The sequence below is a fragment of the Pseudonocardia ammonioxydans genome, from assembly GCF_900115005.1.
Lineage (GTDB): Bacteria > Actinomycetota > Actinomycetes > Mycobacteriales > Pseudonocardiaceae > Pseudonocardia > Pseudonocardia ammonioxydans.
Window position 1 is genome coordinate 24,530 of the sequence record NZ_FOUY01000004.1, and the last position, 16,217, is coordinate 40,746.

Here is a 16,217-nt window from a genome sequence, read left to right on the forward strand (position 1 = left end):
CGCTCGACCCGGCGCACACGTTCGCGCATCATCGAACACAACCGAACGAGAGGATCGCCGATGGCCCGCTGGCTCCGCCGCACGCCCGGCGCTGCGCACCCCCGGATCGAGTTCGGGGCCGACTACAACCCCGAGCAGTGGGAGCCCGAGGTCCGGGCCGCCGACATCGCGCTGATGCGCGAGGCGGGCGTGACGGTCGCGACCGTCGGGGTCTTCTCCTGGGCACGGCTGCAGCCCGCCCCGGACCGGTGGGAGTTCGGCTGGCTCGACGAGGTGCTGGACCTGCTGCACGACGGCGGGATCGCCGTCGACCTCGCCACCGCGACGGCCTCCCCGCCGCCGTGGCTGCACCACCGGCACCCGGAGATCCTCCCGGTCGACGCCGACGGCCGGACGCTCGGTCCGGGCGGGCGGCAGCACTGGCGTCCGACCTCCCCGGTCTTCCGCCGCCACGCGCTGGAGCTGGTCCGGACGATGGCCGGCCGCTACGGCGAGCACCCCGCGCTGGCGGCCTGGCACGTGTCCAACGAGCTCGGCTGCCACAACGCCGAGGACCACTCGCCCGGCGCCGAGGCCGCGTTCCGCGACTGGCTGCGCGAGCGCTACGGCGGTGACCTCGATGCGCTGAACCGGGCCTGGGGCACGTCGTTCTGGTCCCAGTACCACGGCGACTGGGACGAGATCCGCACGCCGCGGCGGGTCCCGCCGGGGACGCACCCGAACCCCGGGCAGCGGCTCGACTTCGACCGGTTCTGCTCCGACGCCCTGCGCGAGCACCTGCGTGCCGAGGTCGCGGTGCTGCGCGAGCTGACCCCGGACGTCCCGGTGACCACGAACTTCATGGTCATGAACGAGACGAAGGGGATGGACTACGCCTCCTGGGCCGCGGAGATCGACATCGTCGCCACCGACCACTACGTCGTGCCCGGCCCGCAGGCCCGCGACGAACTGTCGTTCTCGGCGAACCTCACCGGGAACCTCGCCGGGGGCGAGCCCTGGTGGCTGATGGAGCACTCGACGTCGGCGGTGAACTGGCAGGCCGTCAACCGGCCGAAGCGGGCGGGGGAGACGCACCGCGACGCCCTCACCCACCTCGCCCACGGCGCCGACGCGATCTGCTACTTCCAGTGGCGCCAGTCCGCGGCGGGCGCGGAGAAGTTCCACTCGGCGATGGTGCCGCACGCCGGCCCGGACTCGCGGACGTTCCGTGACGTGGTCGCGCTCGGGCAGCGGCTGCACGACCTGGCCGCGGTCGCGGGCTCACGGCGGGTCCCGGCGCGCGCCGCGGTGCTGTTCGACTGGCCGTCCTGGTGGGCCGCCGAGCAGCCGTTCACCCCGAGCGACCAGGTGCGCTACCGCGACGAGGCGCTCGGCTGGTACCGCGCGTTCCTCGACGTGGGGGTCCGGGCCGACGTGATCCCGGCCGGGGCCGATCTTGCCGGCTACGAGGTCGTCGTCGCCCCGATGCTGCACGTCGTCGGCCCGGACCGGGCCGCGGAGCTGGCCGCGTTCGTCGACGCGGGCGGCCACCTGATCACGACCTGGTGGTCCGGGATCGTCGACGAGCACGCGCACGCCGTCCTCGGCGGCCATCCCGGTGCGTTGCGGGAGCTGCTCGGGGTCCGGGTGGAGGAGTTCGCGCCGCTGGAGCCGGGCGGCACCGTCACCCTCGACGACGGCTCCGTCGCCGACGTGTGGACCGAGCCGGTCGACCTGGTCGACCCGTCGGTGGAGGTGCTCGTCCGCTACACCGGCGAGGGGTCCGCCGCCGCTGCCGCCGACCTGACCGGACTCCCGGCCGTCACCCGCCGCCCGGTCGGGACCGGATCGGCGTCCTATGTGTCCACCCGGATCGCGGGACGCGGCCCGCTGCTGCGCCGGCTGCTCGACGCGGCCGGGGTCGTGCCCGAACTTCCCGGCGAGCTGGCCGGTCGGGTCGAGCTGGTCCGCCGGGACGGGTACCGGTTCCTGGTCAACCGCGGTGACGCGCCGGTCGACCTGGCCTCGCTCGGCGCGGTCGACGCACTCGCCGGGCTGCCGTCGGAGGTCCTGCCCGGACGCGGGGTGACCGTCCTCGCCGAGGACGGTGTCAGCCGCGCGGGTCGGCGCGGGTGAGCACCTCGAAGCCGGTCGTGATCACCCGTCCGCCCACCCGGAGCTGTACCAGCGGGTCCGACGGGGTGATCGCCACGATCGGCACGCAGGGGAGCGGGAGCGAGCGCAGGACGGCGCCCGCCCGCCCGAGCGCGGCCGTGACGAGATCGGCCGGGCGGTGCCCGGTCACGGACAGGCAGACCCGCTGGCGACGCCGGCCCCAGGTCGTGGGCTCCGGTGTGGACCAGTGCAGCTCGAGCGTGCCGGTGGGCAGCGGGTCCGGTGCGTCCCCGGCGGTCACCCGGACGGTGGCGTAGCCGAAGCCGAGCGCGGCCAGCTCGTCGTCACCGGCGACGGCGAGGAAGACCAGGTCGCGGGCCAGCTCGGACGTGGTGTCGTGTGCCGCAGCGGTCATGGTGCGCCTCCGTTCCCTCACCGGGAACGGTAGGGGAGCGCGGCCCAGCGCGGACCCAGACGAAGGTAAGCGTTCGGTAAACGCTCACGCCGGGTCCAGCGGCAGCAGCAGCGTCACCACCGATGGCGCCCGGCCGGCGGTCAAACGCCCGCCCTCGGCCTCGGCGAGCCGGCGGGCCAGTGCGACGCCGAGCCCGTCCCGGGACCCGGCGAGGTCCTCGGGGGCGAGACCGCCGCCCTCGTCGGTGACGTCGAGCGCGACGGCGTCCGGCCCGGCCTCGCGGGCCGCGAGCGTCACCGTCCCCGCGCCGTGCTGCCACGCGTTGTCCAGCAGCACCCCGACGATCTGGCGCACGGCCGCGGCCGAGGCCGGCGGGTCGGGCAGGTCCGGCTGGCGGGAGGTGTGGAAGCGGCGGTCGTCGCGGGCGAGGCGTTCGGTCCACTCGGCCTCGGCCTCGGCGAGCAGCCGGCCGACGTCGACCGGGACCGCGCCGCGCCGCCGCTCGCGGGCGAGCAGGAGCAGCTCGTCGATCGTGCGTTCCAGCCGGTCGATCGAGGCGAGCCCGTCGGTGACGGTCGTCCGGCCCGGTCCGCCGGGGGTGTCCAGTGCGAACTCCAGCCGCAGCCGCAGCCCGGCGAGCGGGGTCCGCAGCTGGTGCGAGGCCTCCGCCGAGAAGGCCCGCTCGCGGGCCAGCAGGTCGTCCAGCCGTTCCGCCGTGCCGCCGAGCGCGGCCCCGACCCGGTCGACCTCGTGCATCCCGGTCGGTGCCGGCCGCACCCCGAAGTCGCCCTCGCCGAGCCGGCCGGCGTCGTGGGCCAGCTCCTGAAGCGGGCGCGACAGCCGCTCGGCCAGCCGCCGGGCGAGGAACCACACCGCGAGCAGCACCAGCCCGGCCAGCGCCAGCATCCCCAGCCACAGCGGCAGGAGCCCGGCGAGCACGGTGGTGGGCGAGCTCGCCACCCGGATCACGCCGATGACGTCGGTCCCGTCCCGGACCGGGGCCACGACGACGAGCTCACCCGAGGGCGCGTGGCCGAGTCCGCGTTGCAGCACCCGCTCGACCTCGGTGTCGCCGATCGGGGGGCCGTCCCCGGCGAGCAGCTCGGCGTCCTCGTCGTAGACGGCGACCGTGGTCGTGCGGTCCCGCCCGGCAGGCAGCCGCCGGGGCACGTGGTCGTGGTCGAGGTCCTCGTAGACCGAGCGGGCGGCGAAGTCGGCGATCCGCTGCATCGCGGTGCGCTCCTCGGTGAACGCGTACTGGCCCAGAGCGACGGCGAGCGGCCCGCCGAACAGCACCAGCGCGACCGACGCGGCGACCAACGCGAGCCGGATGATCCGGACCCTCACGGCGGCAGCTCGAGCCGGTAGCCGTGCCCGCGCAGGGTCGTGATCACCGGGACCCGGCCGGCCGGGTGCCCGGCCAGGCGCCTGCGGACGGCGGCCACGTGCACGTCGAGGGTCTTCGTCGAGCCGAACCAGTGCTCGTCCCACACGTCGGCCATCAGCACCTCGCGGCTCAGCGCCGTGCCGGGTTCGCGGGCCAGCCGGGCGAGCAGCTCGAACTCCCGGGCGCGCAGCTCCACCTCGTGGCCGGACACCGACGCGCGCCGCGCGCCGGTGTCCACGCGCAGGTCGCCGATCTCGAACACGTCGTCCGGGCGCTCGCCGCCGGCCCGGCGCAGGTGCGCGCGGACCCGGGCGAGCAGCTCGGCGAGCCGCACCGGCTTGGTGAGGTAGTCGTCGGCGCCCGCCTCGAGGCCCAGCACGACGTCCATCTCCGCGGTCCGGGCGGTGAGGATGACGACGACCGCGTCTGGGCGCAGCACCCGCAGCCGACGGCAGACCTCGACCCCGTCGAGGTCGGGCAGGCCCAGGTCGAGCAGCACCAGGTCGAACGCGGTGTGCCCGGCCGCGGCGAGCGCGGCGTCACCGCTGCGTTCCCAGGTCGCGGTGTAGCCGTGGCCGGTGAGGCTGCCCAGCAGGACGTCACCGATCGTGTGGTCGTCCTCGACCAGCAGGATCCGTGCGTTCATCGGTGTGGCCCCCCGGCGGCAGTATGGGCCTCCGGCCCCGTGAGTGGAAACCGCGGTCCGGGCCGCGGTTTCCACTCACAGGCGACTGAGATCGAGGCCGCCGTGGCTGGGGTCGAGCCAGCGGGTGGTGACGACCTTGGCGCGGGTGAAGAAGTGGACGCCCTCGGTGCCGTGGGCGTGGGTGTCGCCGAACAGCGAGTTCTTCCAGCCGCCGAAGCTGTAGTAGGCCATGGGCACGGGGACGGGCACGTTGATGCCGATCATGCCGACCTCGACCTCGTTCTGGAACCGGCGGGCGGCGCCGCCGTCGTTGGTGAACAGCGCGGTGCCGTTGCCGTAGGGGTTGGCGTTGACCAGCTCGACGGCCTGCTCGTAGGTGTCGACGCGGAGCACCGAGAGGACCGGGCCGAAGATCTCGTCGGTGTAGACGGTCTGGTCGGTGCGGACGTGGTCGAGCAGGGTGGGGCCGACGAAGAAGCCGCCGTCGGTGTCCGGGGCGGGGGCGGCGTCGTAGGTGGCGGTGCGGCCGTCGACGACGACGGTGGCGCCCTCGGCCTCGCCGGCGTCGATGTAGCCGGTGACGCGGTCCCGGGCGGCCGCGGTGACCAGGGGGCCCATGTCGCAGGAGCGGCGGCCGTCGCCGGTGCGCAGCCCGCGGGCGCGTTCGGCGATCTTGTCGACGAGGGTGTCGGCGATGTCGCCGACGGCCACCAGCGCCGAGACGGCCATGCAGCGTTCGCCGGCGGAGCCGAAGCCGGCGTTGACCGCCTGGTCGGCGGCGAGGTCGAGGTCGGCGTCGGGCAGGACGACCATGTGGTTCTTCGCGCCGCCGAGTGCCTGCACGCGCTTGCCGTGCGCGGTGGCGGTCTCGTAGACGTACCGGGCGATCGGGGTGGAGCCGACGAAGCTGATCGAGGCCACGTCGGGACTGGTCAGCAGGTGGTCGACGGCGGTCCGGTCGCCGTGCAGGACGTTGAACACGCCGTCGGGCAGGCCGGCCTCGCGCCAGAGCTCGGCGATCCACAGGGCGGCGGAGGGGACCTTCTCCGAGGGCTTGAGCACGACGGTGTTGCCGGCGGCGATCGCGATCGGGAAGAACCACATCGGCACCATCGCCGGGAAGTTGAACGGGCTGATGATGCCGGTGACGCCGAGGGGCTGGCGCACGGAGTGGACGTCGACGCCGGTGGAGGCGTTCTCGGTGGCCGAGCCCTTGAGCAGGTGCGGCATGCCGCAGGCGAACTCGACGACCTCCTGGCCGCGGGCGACCTCGCCGGCGGCGTCGGATGTCACCTTGCCGTGCTCGGCGGTGATGAGTTCCGCGAGCTCGCCGGCGCGGGCGTTGAGCAGCTCCCGGAACGCGAACAGGACCTGGGTGCGCCGGCTCAGGCTGGTGTCGCGCCAGCCGGGGAAGGCGGCCTGCGCGGCGGCGACGACCGTGGCGGCCTCGTCGTCGGCGGCCAGTGGCAGGCGTGCGGTGACGGCGCCGGTGGCCGGGTCGGTGACGTCGGAGAAGCGTCCCGAGGTGCCCTCGAGGGGCGCACCGCCCGCCCAGTGGTGCAGGGTCGGGACGGTGCCGTCGCCCGCGGCGGCCGGGGTGCGGAGCGTGCTGGTCATGTCGCCGTCCTACCAGCTCGTCCGCGCCGGGAGGAGGGTCGTGGCCCGCGGCACGGTGCGGTCTTCGTCGCACCGGAGCCCGGCCGCGGCGGTCAGGCCTGGCGGTGCGGGGTGCCGCGCAGGCTGTACCAGTAGGCGCCCGCCTCGGCGTCGGTCATGTCGGTGCGCACCTGGGCGCCGGCGGGCCGGCCGAACCGGCGCTCGATCGCCTTCCGGGCGGTCTTCTCGACCTTGCGGGCCAGCCGCTCCGGCACGGTGCGCCCGGCGAGGGTGAGCACGGCGACGAACGCGTAGCGGGCCGGGCCCCGGCGCGGCCACGGTCCGGTGCCGTCGGCCAGCGACAGCTCGACGCTCATCGGCCGCTTCTGGTGCTCGTGCAGGGCCCGGGTCAGTTCGGCCTCCACCGTGGGTGCGTCGACCCCGGCCGGGGCCTCGACGCGGACGACGGCCATCACGGTGCTCGTCGGCGTCCCGGTGCTCACAACGGTCACGTCCCCGGCTCCTTCCGCGGCGCACCACCCCCTCGGAAGTGCGCGTCCGGGACATTCTTTCCCGGAGGACGGCGGTCGAAACAAGTGCTGAATCGAAAAAGCACCCTGTGAATCGCGTCGGAGCGTGAAGTCTGCCGGATTGCGTCACCGCATCGGGTGGCTCGTGACGCCGGGTCGGTGACGGTCAGGCGCGGGTGGCGCGCTCGAGCAGTTCCAGCACGTGGACGTAGTCGCGGCCGGTGGCGCGGGTCATGCCGATCTCGCAGGTGCGGTTGCAGGAGGCGTGGGCGTCGGCGTCGATGCCGGCGATCTCCCAGGCCTGGAGTGCGGTGGCCGAGGCGGTGAGTTCGGGGTGGAGCAGGCCGCGGTCGCCGGCGAAGCCGCAGCAGTTCCAGGAGTCGGGGACGACGACGTCGGTGGCGACGGCGGCGGCGAGGCGGTGCAGGGGTTCGGTGAGGCCGAGTTGGGTGGCCGAGCAGGTGGGGTGGAGCACGAGCCGGTCGAGTCGCTGGTGGACGGTGATCTCGGGCAGGAGGTGGTCGGCGGTGTAGGACACGGCGTCGAGGACCTCGATGTCGTGGTACTGCGCGGGGCCGGCGGCGATCATCACGCGTAGGCCCTCGGTGCAGGAGGAGGCGTCGGTGACGACCGGGATCGTGCCGTGCCGGGTGGCGGTCCAGAGCGCGGGCAGTACCTGGTGGGCCATGGTGGTGGCGCCGTCGGCGTAACCCTTGGATTTCCAGGGTGTGCCGCAGCACAGTGCGGGCAGGTCGGTGGGGGCGGTGGCGCGGACGCCGGCGCGGTGGCAGAGCCGCACGAACGCCTGCGCCGCGCCCGGGCCGGGTTCGCCGGTGGTGCCGAACATGGTGCCGGTGCAGGAGGAGAACAGCACCAGCTCGGCGTCCGCGCCGCGTTCGGAGACCAGCCCGGCGGGGACGCGGTGGGTGCCGCCGGGGGGCAGGTCGGGCGACCACTGCGGTACCTGTTCGGCGCCGACGATCCTGCGCAGCGCCGTGGAGGCGGGCGCGGCACCGGGGACCTTGCGGGCCACGGTCAGGGCGGTGCCGGCCAGGCGGGTGGTGGCGTTCCAGTGCTTCGCGGCGAAGGTCCAGCCCTTCGCGGCGGCCGGTTGCGGGTGTTCGGCGCGCAGCCGCCGGATCAGGTCGCCGGTGTTGATCGTGACCGGGCAGGCGGTGCCGCACATGCCGTCGACGGCGCAGGTGTCGACGCCGTCGTAGGTGTAGTCGGCCTCGAGCTCGGCGACCAGGGCGTGGTCGCCCGCGGCGCGGGCTTTCTCCAGTTCGCGGCGCAGCACGATGCGCTGGCGTGGGGTGGTGGTCAGGTCGCGGCTGGGGCAGACCGGTTCGCAGAACCCGCACTCGACGCAGCGGTCCACCTCGGACTCGACGGTGGGGGCGGACTTGAGGTCGGACAGGTGCGCGCCCGGGTCGTCGTCGAGGATCACCCCGGGCGAGAGCAGCCCGTGCGGGTCGCACAGGTGTTTGATCTCGGTCATGACCTGGTAGAGGTCGTCGCCGTACTGGCGGCGCACGAACGGGGTCATCATCCGGCCGGTGCCGTGCTCGGCCTTGAGCGTGCCGCCGTGGCGCAGGACGAGGTCGACCATGTCGTCGGTGAACCGGCCGAAGCGGTCCCGGCCGCTGGTGTCGCCGCCGGTGTCGCCGAGGTGCTCGGTGAGCATGAAGTGGACGTTGCCGTCCTTGGCGTGGCCGAAGATCACGGCGTGGTCGTAGCCGTGCCGGTCGAACAGGCCGATCAGGCCCTCGCAGGTGGCCAGCAGGTCCGGCACCGGGACCGCGATGTCCTCCAGCAGTGCCGCGGTGCCCGACGGGCGGGCCTCGGCGACCTTGGCGTAGAGGCCCTTGCGCAGCTTCCACAGCCCGGCCTTGGCCACCGGGTCCGCGGAGAGCTCGCGCGGGCCCTGCAGGGGTAGGCGGGCCAGCAGCCCGGACGCGGCCCCGGCCCGTTCGTCGGCCTCGGCGGCGGTGTGGCCGCGGTACTCCACCAGCAGCGCGGCGTGGGCGTCGACGCTCAGGGCGCGCAGCCGCGGGTCGGCGTCGGCGTCGGCCTGCCCGACCCGCAGCGAGGTGGCGTCGAGCAGCTCGATCGTGGCCGGGTCGGAGTCGACGAGCTCGGGCAGCGCGCGGTTGGCCGCGGCGAGGCTGTCGAAGATCAGCAGGCCGGTACGGGTGTGGGCCAGGACCGGCACGGTGCGCATCGTGATCGAGGTGATGAACGCCAGCGTGCCCTCGGAACCGACCAGCAGGCGGGCGAGGATGTCGGCGGGGCGGTCGTGGTCGAGGAACGAGTTGAGCCCGTAACCCATCGTGTTCTTCAGCGAGAACTGCCGTTCGATGCTCGCGCGCAGGGCCGGGTCGGTGCGCAGCCGGTCCCGGATGCGGGCCAGCCCGGCCCACAGTGCGGGTTCGCGGGCCCGCAGCTCGTCGTCGGCGCCCGGGCGGCCGGTGTCGAGTGTGGTGCCCGAGGGCAGGACGAGCTCGAGGGAGTCGAGCAGGGCGTAGCTGTTCGCGGCGGTGCCGCAGGCCATGCCGGAGGAGTTGTTGGCCACCACCCCGCCGAGGGTGCAGGCGACCTCGCTGGCCGGGTCCGGGCCCAGCATCCGGCCGTGCCGGGCCAAGCGGGCGTTCACCGCCCGCACCGTCGCACCCGGCCCGACCCGCACCCGCGCGCCGTCGTCGAGGATCTCGATGCCGCGGAAGTGACGCCGGACATCGACCAGGATCCCGTCGGTCACCGCCTGCCCGGACAGGCTCGTGCCCCCGGACCGGAACGTCAGCGGCACACCGGCCGCGGCCGAGGCCGCGAACAGCCGGGCGACGTCCGCACCACCGGCCGCGGTCACCACCGCCTGCGGCGTCCGGGCGAAGTGCGACGCGTCGTGCGCCATCCCCAACCGGTCGATCGCCCGGGTCCGCACCGCCTCCGGGCGCACCGCCGCCGCCAGCGTCGCACCCAGGTCGGGGACCGGCCGGCCGTCGCCGGCACTGCTGCTCACGGTGCTGATGTTCAGGGTGCTGCTCACGACCGGGCTCCTCGCATGTGGTTCGACCCGATCCCACCATGCCGGGCACCCCGGGCGCTGCCGACCGGGTGTGTCAGGTTGAGGCGCCCGATTCAGCTGCCGGACTTGCCACCCCGCCGCCGGGCGGTCCACCCGACCGCACCCCCGACGACCGCACCGCCGACGACCAGGCCACCGGCCGCGGCCGCGACCACCGCCCAGGCCGGGAGCCCGCCGGTGCCGCCGCGGTGGTCGGGCACGTCGGCCGGGTCGCCGTAGTCGCCCTTGCGCGCCAGGGTGCCGCCGTCGGCCCAGCCACCGCCGAGGTCACAGTTGACCCGGTCGCGGGCGGACTCCTCGCTGCGCAGCGTCATGCTCCGGCTCTGCGCGCCCACGGTCTCCCCGGGCGGGACCGCCACCTCCGGCTCGCGCAGGCCGCCGTCGGCCCGGCTGCGGGCGAGCACGTCGTCGAGCAGGTGGTTGCCGAGCGCGAGCCCGTCGGTGGCCCAGCGGGCCGTCGCCGCGGTGAGCTCCCGCTCCGCTCCGGCCGGGTCGCCCGCGGCGTAGCGCTCGGCGGCCCGGCGCTGCACGTCCGGCAGTTCCTGCACCGCCGCGGCCTCGAACCCCTCGAACGCCGCGGTCACCGTGCCCAGGTACTGCTCGGGCCGCGCGCACGTGGCGTACATCAGGCGCTTGAACGTCTGCGTCGCGTACTCGGTGGCCTCCTGCTCGGCGAACTGCGGGTCCAGGTACTCGGCCGCGGAGTCGTGGGTGAGGTAGCGGTGCTGGCGGTACTCCACGGGCACCTCGGTGGTGCCGATGTGGAACGGGACGTACGGCGCCGTGGCGGCCGCGGTCACGGCCAGCCACAGAGTGCGCAGGCCCGGGTCGGGGACGTCGTCGGCCAGCTCGGCGACCTGCCCGTAGCCGCTGCGGTCGTCGGACCAGCGCGGGTCGCGCACGATCCGCTGCACGTCCTGCAGGGTGACCGGCGCCAGCCGGCGGAACTCCTCCTCCAGCGACGGCGGGTGCCGGTAGGGCGAGGGGTCCGCCGGGTCGGCGACGCCACCCACCGGCACCGGACGGCCGGGGAACGGCGTGCCGTAGACCTGCTGCACGTCGAACGGGGTGCCGGGCCGCCACCAGCCGCGCTCGGCCGCGTAGCTCACCAGGTTCGGCGAGGAGAGGTGGTCGGCGTCCGGGGTGGTGGGGAACTCGCCGATGTAGCCGGGGTAGGACACGCGGACGTCGTCGGGCCCGAGACGTTCGGCGGCCCACAGGCCCTGGCCGCCGGCCATCTCGACCAGGACCCAGCCCTCGTGCGCGTCGGCGAACAGGTGCGAGTTGCCGCCGTAGGTGGTGTAGCCGTACCGGTCGATGAGGCCGCCGACGATCTCGACCGCCTCCCGGGCGGTGTGGGCGCGTTCCATCGCGATCCGGGACAGGTCGCTGTAGGTCGGGCCGCGCTGCGGGGCCGGGGTCTGTTCGACCAGCTCGGGCCGCGAGTCCGACCAGACGTCGCGGGCGGCGACGCCGTGCTCGTTGAGGCCGCCGTTGGTCAGCGGGGCCGGGAACCCGACGAACTCGGAGTAGTGCGAGGTGAGGTAGCGGGCCGTCTCGGGCGCCTGCGGGATCCGGGTCAGCTCGCCCGGGAGCTCCGCCTCCGCGGTCGCGCCGACCGGCATCGTCGCCCCGGGCGGGTGCTGCCTGCGGGGGACGACGTCGACCCAGTGGCTGGACGGCTCGTGCCCGAACCCGCCGAGGAACGGGTGGCCGTCGGCGGTGTGGTTCGCTCCGATGTAGACGGCGAAACTCTTGTCGGGCGGCGTGGGGCCGGGCGGCCGCGGCGCCTCGGCGGCCTGTGCCGGGGCCACCGAGACCAGTGCCAGCAACAGACCCAGCACCCCGGCCGTCGCCGTCCTCCGCCGCATACCGCCCCCGTCCCGTCGCCCGGGGCCGGACCGTAGCGCCCGGGCGGTGATCACGCCTCGTGGAGCGCTGCGCACGCCTGCCTGCCGTGCGCGGCGCTCCACCACCGGCGATCAGGGATCAGCTCTGTGCGGAGGGGAACTTCGGTGCCCGCTTCTCGCGCAGGGCGGCGGCGCCCTCGACGACGTCGGGCCCCATGAAGCAGAGCATCTCGTAGGCCGCGGAGGCGTCGAAGGTCGGTCCGGCGCTGCGCAGCCAGTTGTTCAGCGAGCGCTTGGTGAGCCGGATGGCCTGCTGTGAGCCGGTGGCCAGCACCTGCGCCACCCGCAGCGACTCGTCGAGGACCTGGTCGCGGGGCAGCGCCTTGGCGACCATGCCGAGGCGCTCGGCCTCGGCGCCGGTGACCATCTCACCGGTGAGCAGGTAGTAGCGGGCCTTGGCCATCCCGGCCAGCAGCGGCCAGATGATCGCGGCGTGGTCGCCCGCGGAGACCCCGAGCTTGACGTGCCCGTCGCCGAGCTTCGCGTCCTCGGCGCAGATCGCGATGTCGGCCAGCAGCGCGACCACCACACCGGCCCCGACGGCCACGCCGTTGATCGCGGAGACGACCGGCTTCTCGCAGTTGATGATGTTGTAGACCAGGTCCGACATCTCGGTGAGCATGTGCGAGACGCGCTCGTGGTCGCCGGCCAGCCGCTCGACCATGCCGAGGTCGCCACCCGCCGAGAACGCCTTCCCGGCGCCGGTGATCACCGCGACCCGGGTCTGCTCGTCCCGCGACACGTCGTTCCACACCCGGGCCAGCTCGCCGTGCAGCTGCTCGTCGGTGGCGTTGTACTTGTCCGGGTTGTTGATCGTGATCAGCAGGACGCCGTCGTCGCGGCGCTCGAACAGCAGCTGGGAGTAGTCGTCCGGGTTCAGGGTCGTCGTGGTGCTGGTCATCGCTGGGCTCCTTCGGAGGTCGCGGGTTCGAACAGGCCGCGGGCGTCGTCGTCCTCCGCCTGGGCGGCCGCCTTGTAGTGGATCTTCTTACCGGTGGCGGTGAGGGGCAGGGAGTCGACGAACCGGTAGCCGCGGGGCCGCTTGAAGTCAGCGAGCATCGGGTGCGCGCGGCAGTGCGCGTCGCAGTCGGCGGCGGTCAGGGCCGGGTCGGCAGGCACGACGTAGGCCACCACGCGCCGCCCCCACCGCTCGTCCGGGACGCCGACGACGAGCGAGTCCGCGACGCCCGGGTGCTGGTTGAGCGCTTCCTCGACCTGCACCGGGTGCACGTTCTCCCCGCCGGTGACGAGCATGTCGTCCTTGCGGCCGACGATCGTGACGAACTCGTCGGCGTCCCAGGTCGCGAGGTCACCGAGCCGGACCCAGCCGCCGGCGAACTTGCCGGGGTACACGTCGCCGACGTAGGCGTAGCCGCCCTTGGGTGAGCGGACCACGACCTCGCCGACCTCGTGGCCGTCCCGGTCCACCATCGCCTCCGGATCGGCGTGCCCGGTGTCGTCGATGCGCACCACCCGGACGTCGTCGTCGGTGCAGGCCCGGCCGGTCGTCCCGGCGTGGGCGGGCAGGTCGTCGGGGCGCAGGAACGTGTTCCAGAACGTCTCGGTGGTGCCGTAGCCGTTGAAGATCCGCGGGGTGAGGATCTCCTGGTAGCGCAGGCAGGCCTCGCGTTCCAGCGGGGCACCCATGGTCACGATGCCGCGCAGCGACGACAGGTCCCGCGGCCGGTCGGCCTGGGCGCGGGCCAGCATCTCGAGGTTGGTCGGTGCGCCGATCAGGTAGGTCAGGCCGTGCTCGCCGACCAGGTCCAGCACCCGGTGCGGGTCGAACGCCCGCAGCGGGACCAGGCCCGCACCGACGTAGAACACGGGGTTCGGGCCGGCGGAGTAGAGCCCGCCGCGGTGGAACCACGGCGTCATGTTCAGCGTCCGGTCCTCCGGCCCGAGCGGGAAGTGCATGATCACGTCGTGCGCGCTGAACACCTCGACCAGGCTGTTCAGCGGGACGCCCTTGGGCATGCCGGTGGTGCCGGAGGTGTAGAGCCGGGTCGTCTCGTCGTAGGTGGTCCGGCCCGGCGCCGGCAGCGGGTCACCGGCCTGCTCCAGCTCGGCGATCCGGACCGCGCCGGGCAGCGGATCGCCGTCACCGCAGGCCACCAGCAGCGACGGCCGGTGCGTCGCGAGCTCCAGCGCGTCGCGCACGGCCCCGGTCAGCTCGGTGTCGTAGACGAACACCCGCGGGACGCTGTCGTCGAGCACGTGCGCGATCTCCCCGGCGGCCAGCCGGAAGTTGATCGGTGAGCCGACCGCACCGACGGCCTGGGTGGCCAGGTAGAGCCGGGCGAAGTCGGGGGAGTTGAACAGCTGGTAGGTGACCACGTCACCGGCGCCGACGCCCGCCCCCGCGAGCCCGCGGGCCAGCGCGTCGACCCGGTCCGCCAGCTCGGCGTAGGTCTCGTGGGTGCCGGTGACCGGGTCGATCAGCGCGGTCCGGCGGCCGAAGCGGCGCACCGTGCGCCGGAACCCGGCCAGGTAGGTGAAGTCCCGCTCGAACCACTCCCGGAACGGTGTGGGGTCGTAGGTGTACATCGGCTCCTCCTCGTCGAGGCAGCTCGGCTGGGGTGAAACGGCTCAGGAAAACGCCGACAGGCCGGTGAGGTCCCGGCCGACGATCAGGGACTGGACATGGTCGGTGCCCTCGTAGGTGTGCACCACCTCCATGTCGGTGAGGTGGCGCGCCACCTGGTGCTCGATCAGCAGACCGTTGCCGCCGAGCAGGTCCCGCGCGTCCAGGCAGACCTGCCGGGCCCGGCGGGCGTGGTGCATCTTCGCCAGCGACGCCATCGGGCCGGTCCACTCGCCGCGCTCCTGGAGCTCCGCCATGCGGACGCACCACAGCTGCATGGTGACGACCTCGGCGAGCATCCCGGCCAGCGTGCGCTGGACGAGCTGGTATCCGGCGATCGGGCGGCCGAACTGTTCCCGGCGTGCGGTGTAGGCCAGCGCGGTCTCGAACGCGGCCATCGCGTGCCCGAGCGACTCCCACGCGGCACCGCCGCGGGTGGTGGCCAGCACCCGGGAGGCGTCGTGGAACGAGCGCGCGCCGGGCAGCCGGTTCGCCGCGGGCACCCGCACCCCGTCGAGCGTGACGTCGGGCTGCCACACCGCCCGCTTGCCGATCTTGCCGGTGATCAGCTCGGCGGAGTAGCCCTCCGGGTGGCCGTGCTCGGGGTCCTTCTCGACGACGAACGCGCCCACCCGCCCGTCGGCGGTGTCGCGGGCCCACACCACGACGACGTCGGCGAAGCTCGCGTTGCCGATCCAGCGCTTGGCACCGTCGAGCACCCAGTCCCCGCCGTCGCGGCGGGCGGTGGTCTCGAGCCGCACCGCGTCGGACCCGTGCTCGGGCTCGGTGAGCGCGAACGCGCCGATCCGCTCGAGTGCCGCCATCGAGGGCAGCCAGCGTTGCTTCTGCTCGTCGTCGCCGAGCAGCGCGATCGTGCCCATCGCCAGTCCGGACTGGACACCCATGAACGTGGTGACGCTGCCGTCGCCGCGGGCCAGCTCGCGGATCACGATGCCGGTCTCGAGCGGGCTCAGCTCCGGGCAGCCGGGGCCCTTCGCCGAGTACCCCGCGACGCCCAGCTCGGCCAGCCCCGGGATCAGAGCGAACGGGAAGTCCGCCCGGTCCCAGTAGTCGTCGATCACCGGCAGGACCTCGGTGTCGACGAACCCGCGGACGCGGTCGCGCAGCGCGCGCACCCCGGCCGACAGGTCGGCGTCGATCAGGTAGTAGTCGGTGTCGTCGGTGGTCACGGGATCAGACCATCGACAGGCCGCCGCTGACGCTGACGGTCTGCCCGGTGAGGTAGGAGGCGTCGGGCGAGGCGAAGAACGCGACGGTGGACGCCAGGTCCTCCGGCTGCGCGAGCCGGCGGAACGGGATGGCCTTGACCAGCGCGTCGCGCAGCTTGTCGTTGCCCTCGACGACCGAGGCGAACAGCGCGGTGTCGGTGGGGCCGGGGCACACGCAGTTGGCGTTGATCCCGTTGCGGGCGACCTCGCGGGCCAGGGTCTTGGTGAACGAGATGATCCCGCCCTTGGCGGCGGAGTAGACGGCCTCGCCCGACGATCCGACCCGGCCGGCGTCCGAGGCGAGGTTCACCACGGTGCCCCCGCCCTGCTCGATCATCACCGGCACCACGGCCTGCGAGGTGTGCAGGACGCCGTAGAGGTTGATCTGGATGATCCGGTCCCAGTCGGCCGGGTCGGAGTCGACGAACGGGCCGACCTTGTCCCAGCCGGCGTTGTTCACCAGCACGTCGATCCGGCCGAACGTCTCGCGGACCCGGTCCACCATGGCCCGCACCGATGCCGGGTCGGTGACGTCGGCCTCGATCCCGACGGCCGTGCCGCCGATCTCGGCCGCGGTGCTCGACGCGGTCGAGCCGTCGACGTCGGTGACCGCGACCGAGGCGCCCTCCGCGGCCAGCCGCTCGGCGATCGCCCGGCCGATGCCGCGCCCGGCGCCGGTCACGATCACGGTCCTGTCGTCCATCCTGCCCACGGGGTTCTCCTTCGGTCGGGGGTCGGCGG

General features: G+C 74.0%; 12 protein-coding genes. 1 reads left to right on the forward strand and 11 read right to left on the reverse strand.

What is annotated here, in order from left to right:
- Nucleotides 1-60 precede the first annotated feature (60 nt).
- Nucleotides 61-2,115 (forward strand): beta-galactosidase, encoded by a 2,055-nt coding sequence (locus tag BM093_RS05600; protein ID WP_093338223.1) that lies wholly within the window; start codon nt 61-63, stop codon nt 2,113-2,115.
- Here BM093_RS05600 and BM093_RS05605 read toward each other — a convergent pair.
- From BM093_RS05605 to BM093_RS05655, 11 genes are all read right to left on the reverse strand, one after another.
- Nucleotides 2,090-2,509, reverse strand: coding sequence for a hypothetical protein (locus BM093_RS05605; RefSeq protein ID WP_093338226.1), 420 nt, complete (start codon nt 2,507-2,509; stop codon nt 2,090-2,092). The two genes, BM093_RS05600 and BM093_RS05605, sit on opposite strands and share 26 nt — an antisense overlap.
- Before the next feature lie 84 nt (nt 2,510-2,593).
- The gene (locus tag BM093_RS05610; RefSeq protein WP_093338229.1) at nt 2,594-3,856 is read right to left on the reverse strand and encodes a sensor histidine kinase; all 1,263 of its coding nucleotides are present in this window, start codon (nt 3,854-3,856) and stop codon (nt 2,594-2,596) included.
- Complete coding sequence (locus BM093_RS05615; RefSeq protein WP_093338232.1) at nt 3,853-4,542, reverse strand: response regulator transcription factor; 690 nt, start codon at nt 4,540-4,542, stop codon at nt 3,853-3,855. The genes BM093_RS05610 and BM093_RS05615 overlap by 4 nt, the downstream gene beginning before the upstream one ends.
- A 75-nt stretch (nt 4,543-4,617) precedes the next feature.
- Complete coding sequence (locus tag BM093_RS05620; protein WP_093338235.1) at nt 4,618-6,159, reverse strand: CoA-acylating methylmalonate-semialdehyde dehydrogenase; 1,542 nt, start codon at nt 6,157-6,159, stop codon at nt 4,618-4,620.
- 92 nt (nt 6,160-6,251) lie between these two features.
- A complete protein-coding gene (locus BM093_RS05625; protein WP_143105269.1) occupies nt 6,252-6,650 on the reverse strand; it encodes a hypothetical protein in 399 nt (132 codons plus the stop codon).
- A 184-nt stretch (nt 6,651-6,834) separates the two neighbouring features.
- Nucleotides 6,835-9,714, reverse strand: a complete 2,880-nt coding sequence (locus tag BM093_RS05630) for an FAD-binding and (Fe-S)-binding domain-containing protein (protein WP_245773327.1) — start codon at nt 9,712-9,714, stop codon at nt 6,835-6,837.
- Between the two features lie 92 nt (nt 9,715-9,806).
- Nucleotides 9,807-11,624: a C69 family dipeptidase gene (locus BM093_RS05635; protein ID WP_093338240.1), complete on the reverse strand. Its 1,818-nt coding sequence runs from the start codon at nt 11,622-11,624 to the stop codon at nt 9,807-9,809.
- Nucleotides 11,625-11,742: 118 nt separating this feature from the next.
- Nucleotides 11,743-12,564 (reverse strand): enoyl-CoA hydratase/isomerase family protein, encoded by an 822-nt coding sequence (locus BM093_RS05640; RefSeq protein WP_245773328.1) that lies wholly within the window; start codon nt 12,562-12,564, stop codon nt 11,743-11,745.
- Entirely contained in the window at nt 12,561-14,210 is a 1,650-nt protein-coding gene (locus tag BM093_RS05645; protein ID WP_093338243.1) for a class I adenylate-forming enzyme family protein, read from the reverse strand. Before BM093_RS05645 ends, BM093_RS05640 begins: the two co-directional genes overlap by 4 nt.
- A gap of 42 nt (nt 14,211-14,252) precedes the next feature.
- Entirely contained in the window at nt 14,253-15,437 is a 1,185-nt protein-coding gene (locus BM093_RS05650) for an acyl-CoA dehydrogenase family protein (RefSeq protein ID WP_093338247.1), read from the reverse strand.
- Nucleotides 15,438-15,441: 4 nt separating this feature from the next.
- A complete protein-coding gene (locus BM093_RS05655) occupies nt 15,442-16,179 on the reverse strand; it encodes an SDR family NAD(P)-dependent oxidoreductase (RefSeq protein ID WP_093338251.1) in 738 nt (245 codons plus the stop codon).
- Nucleotides 16,180-16,217 lie beyond the last annotated feature (38 nt).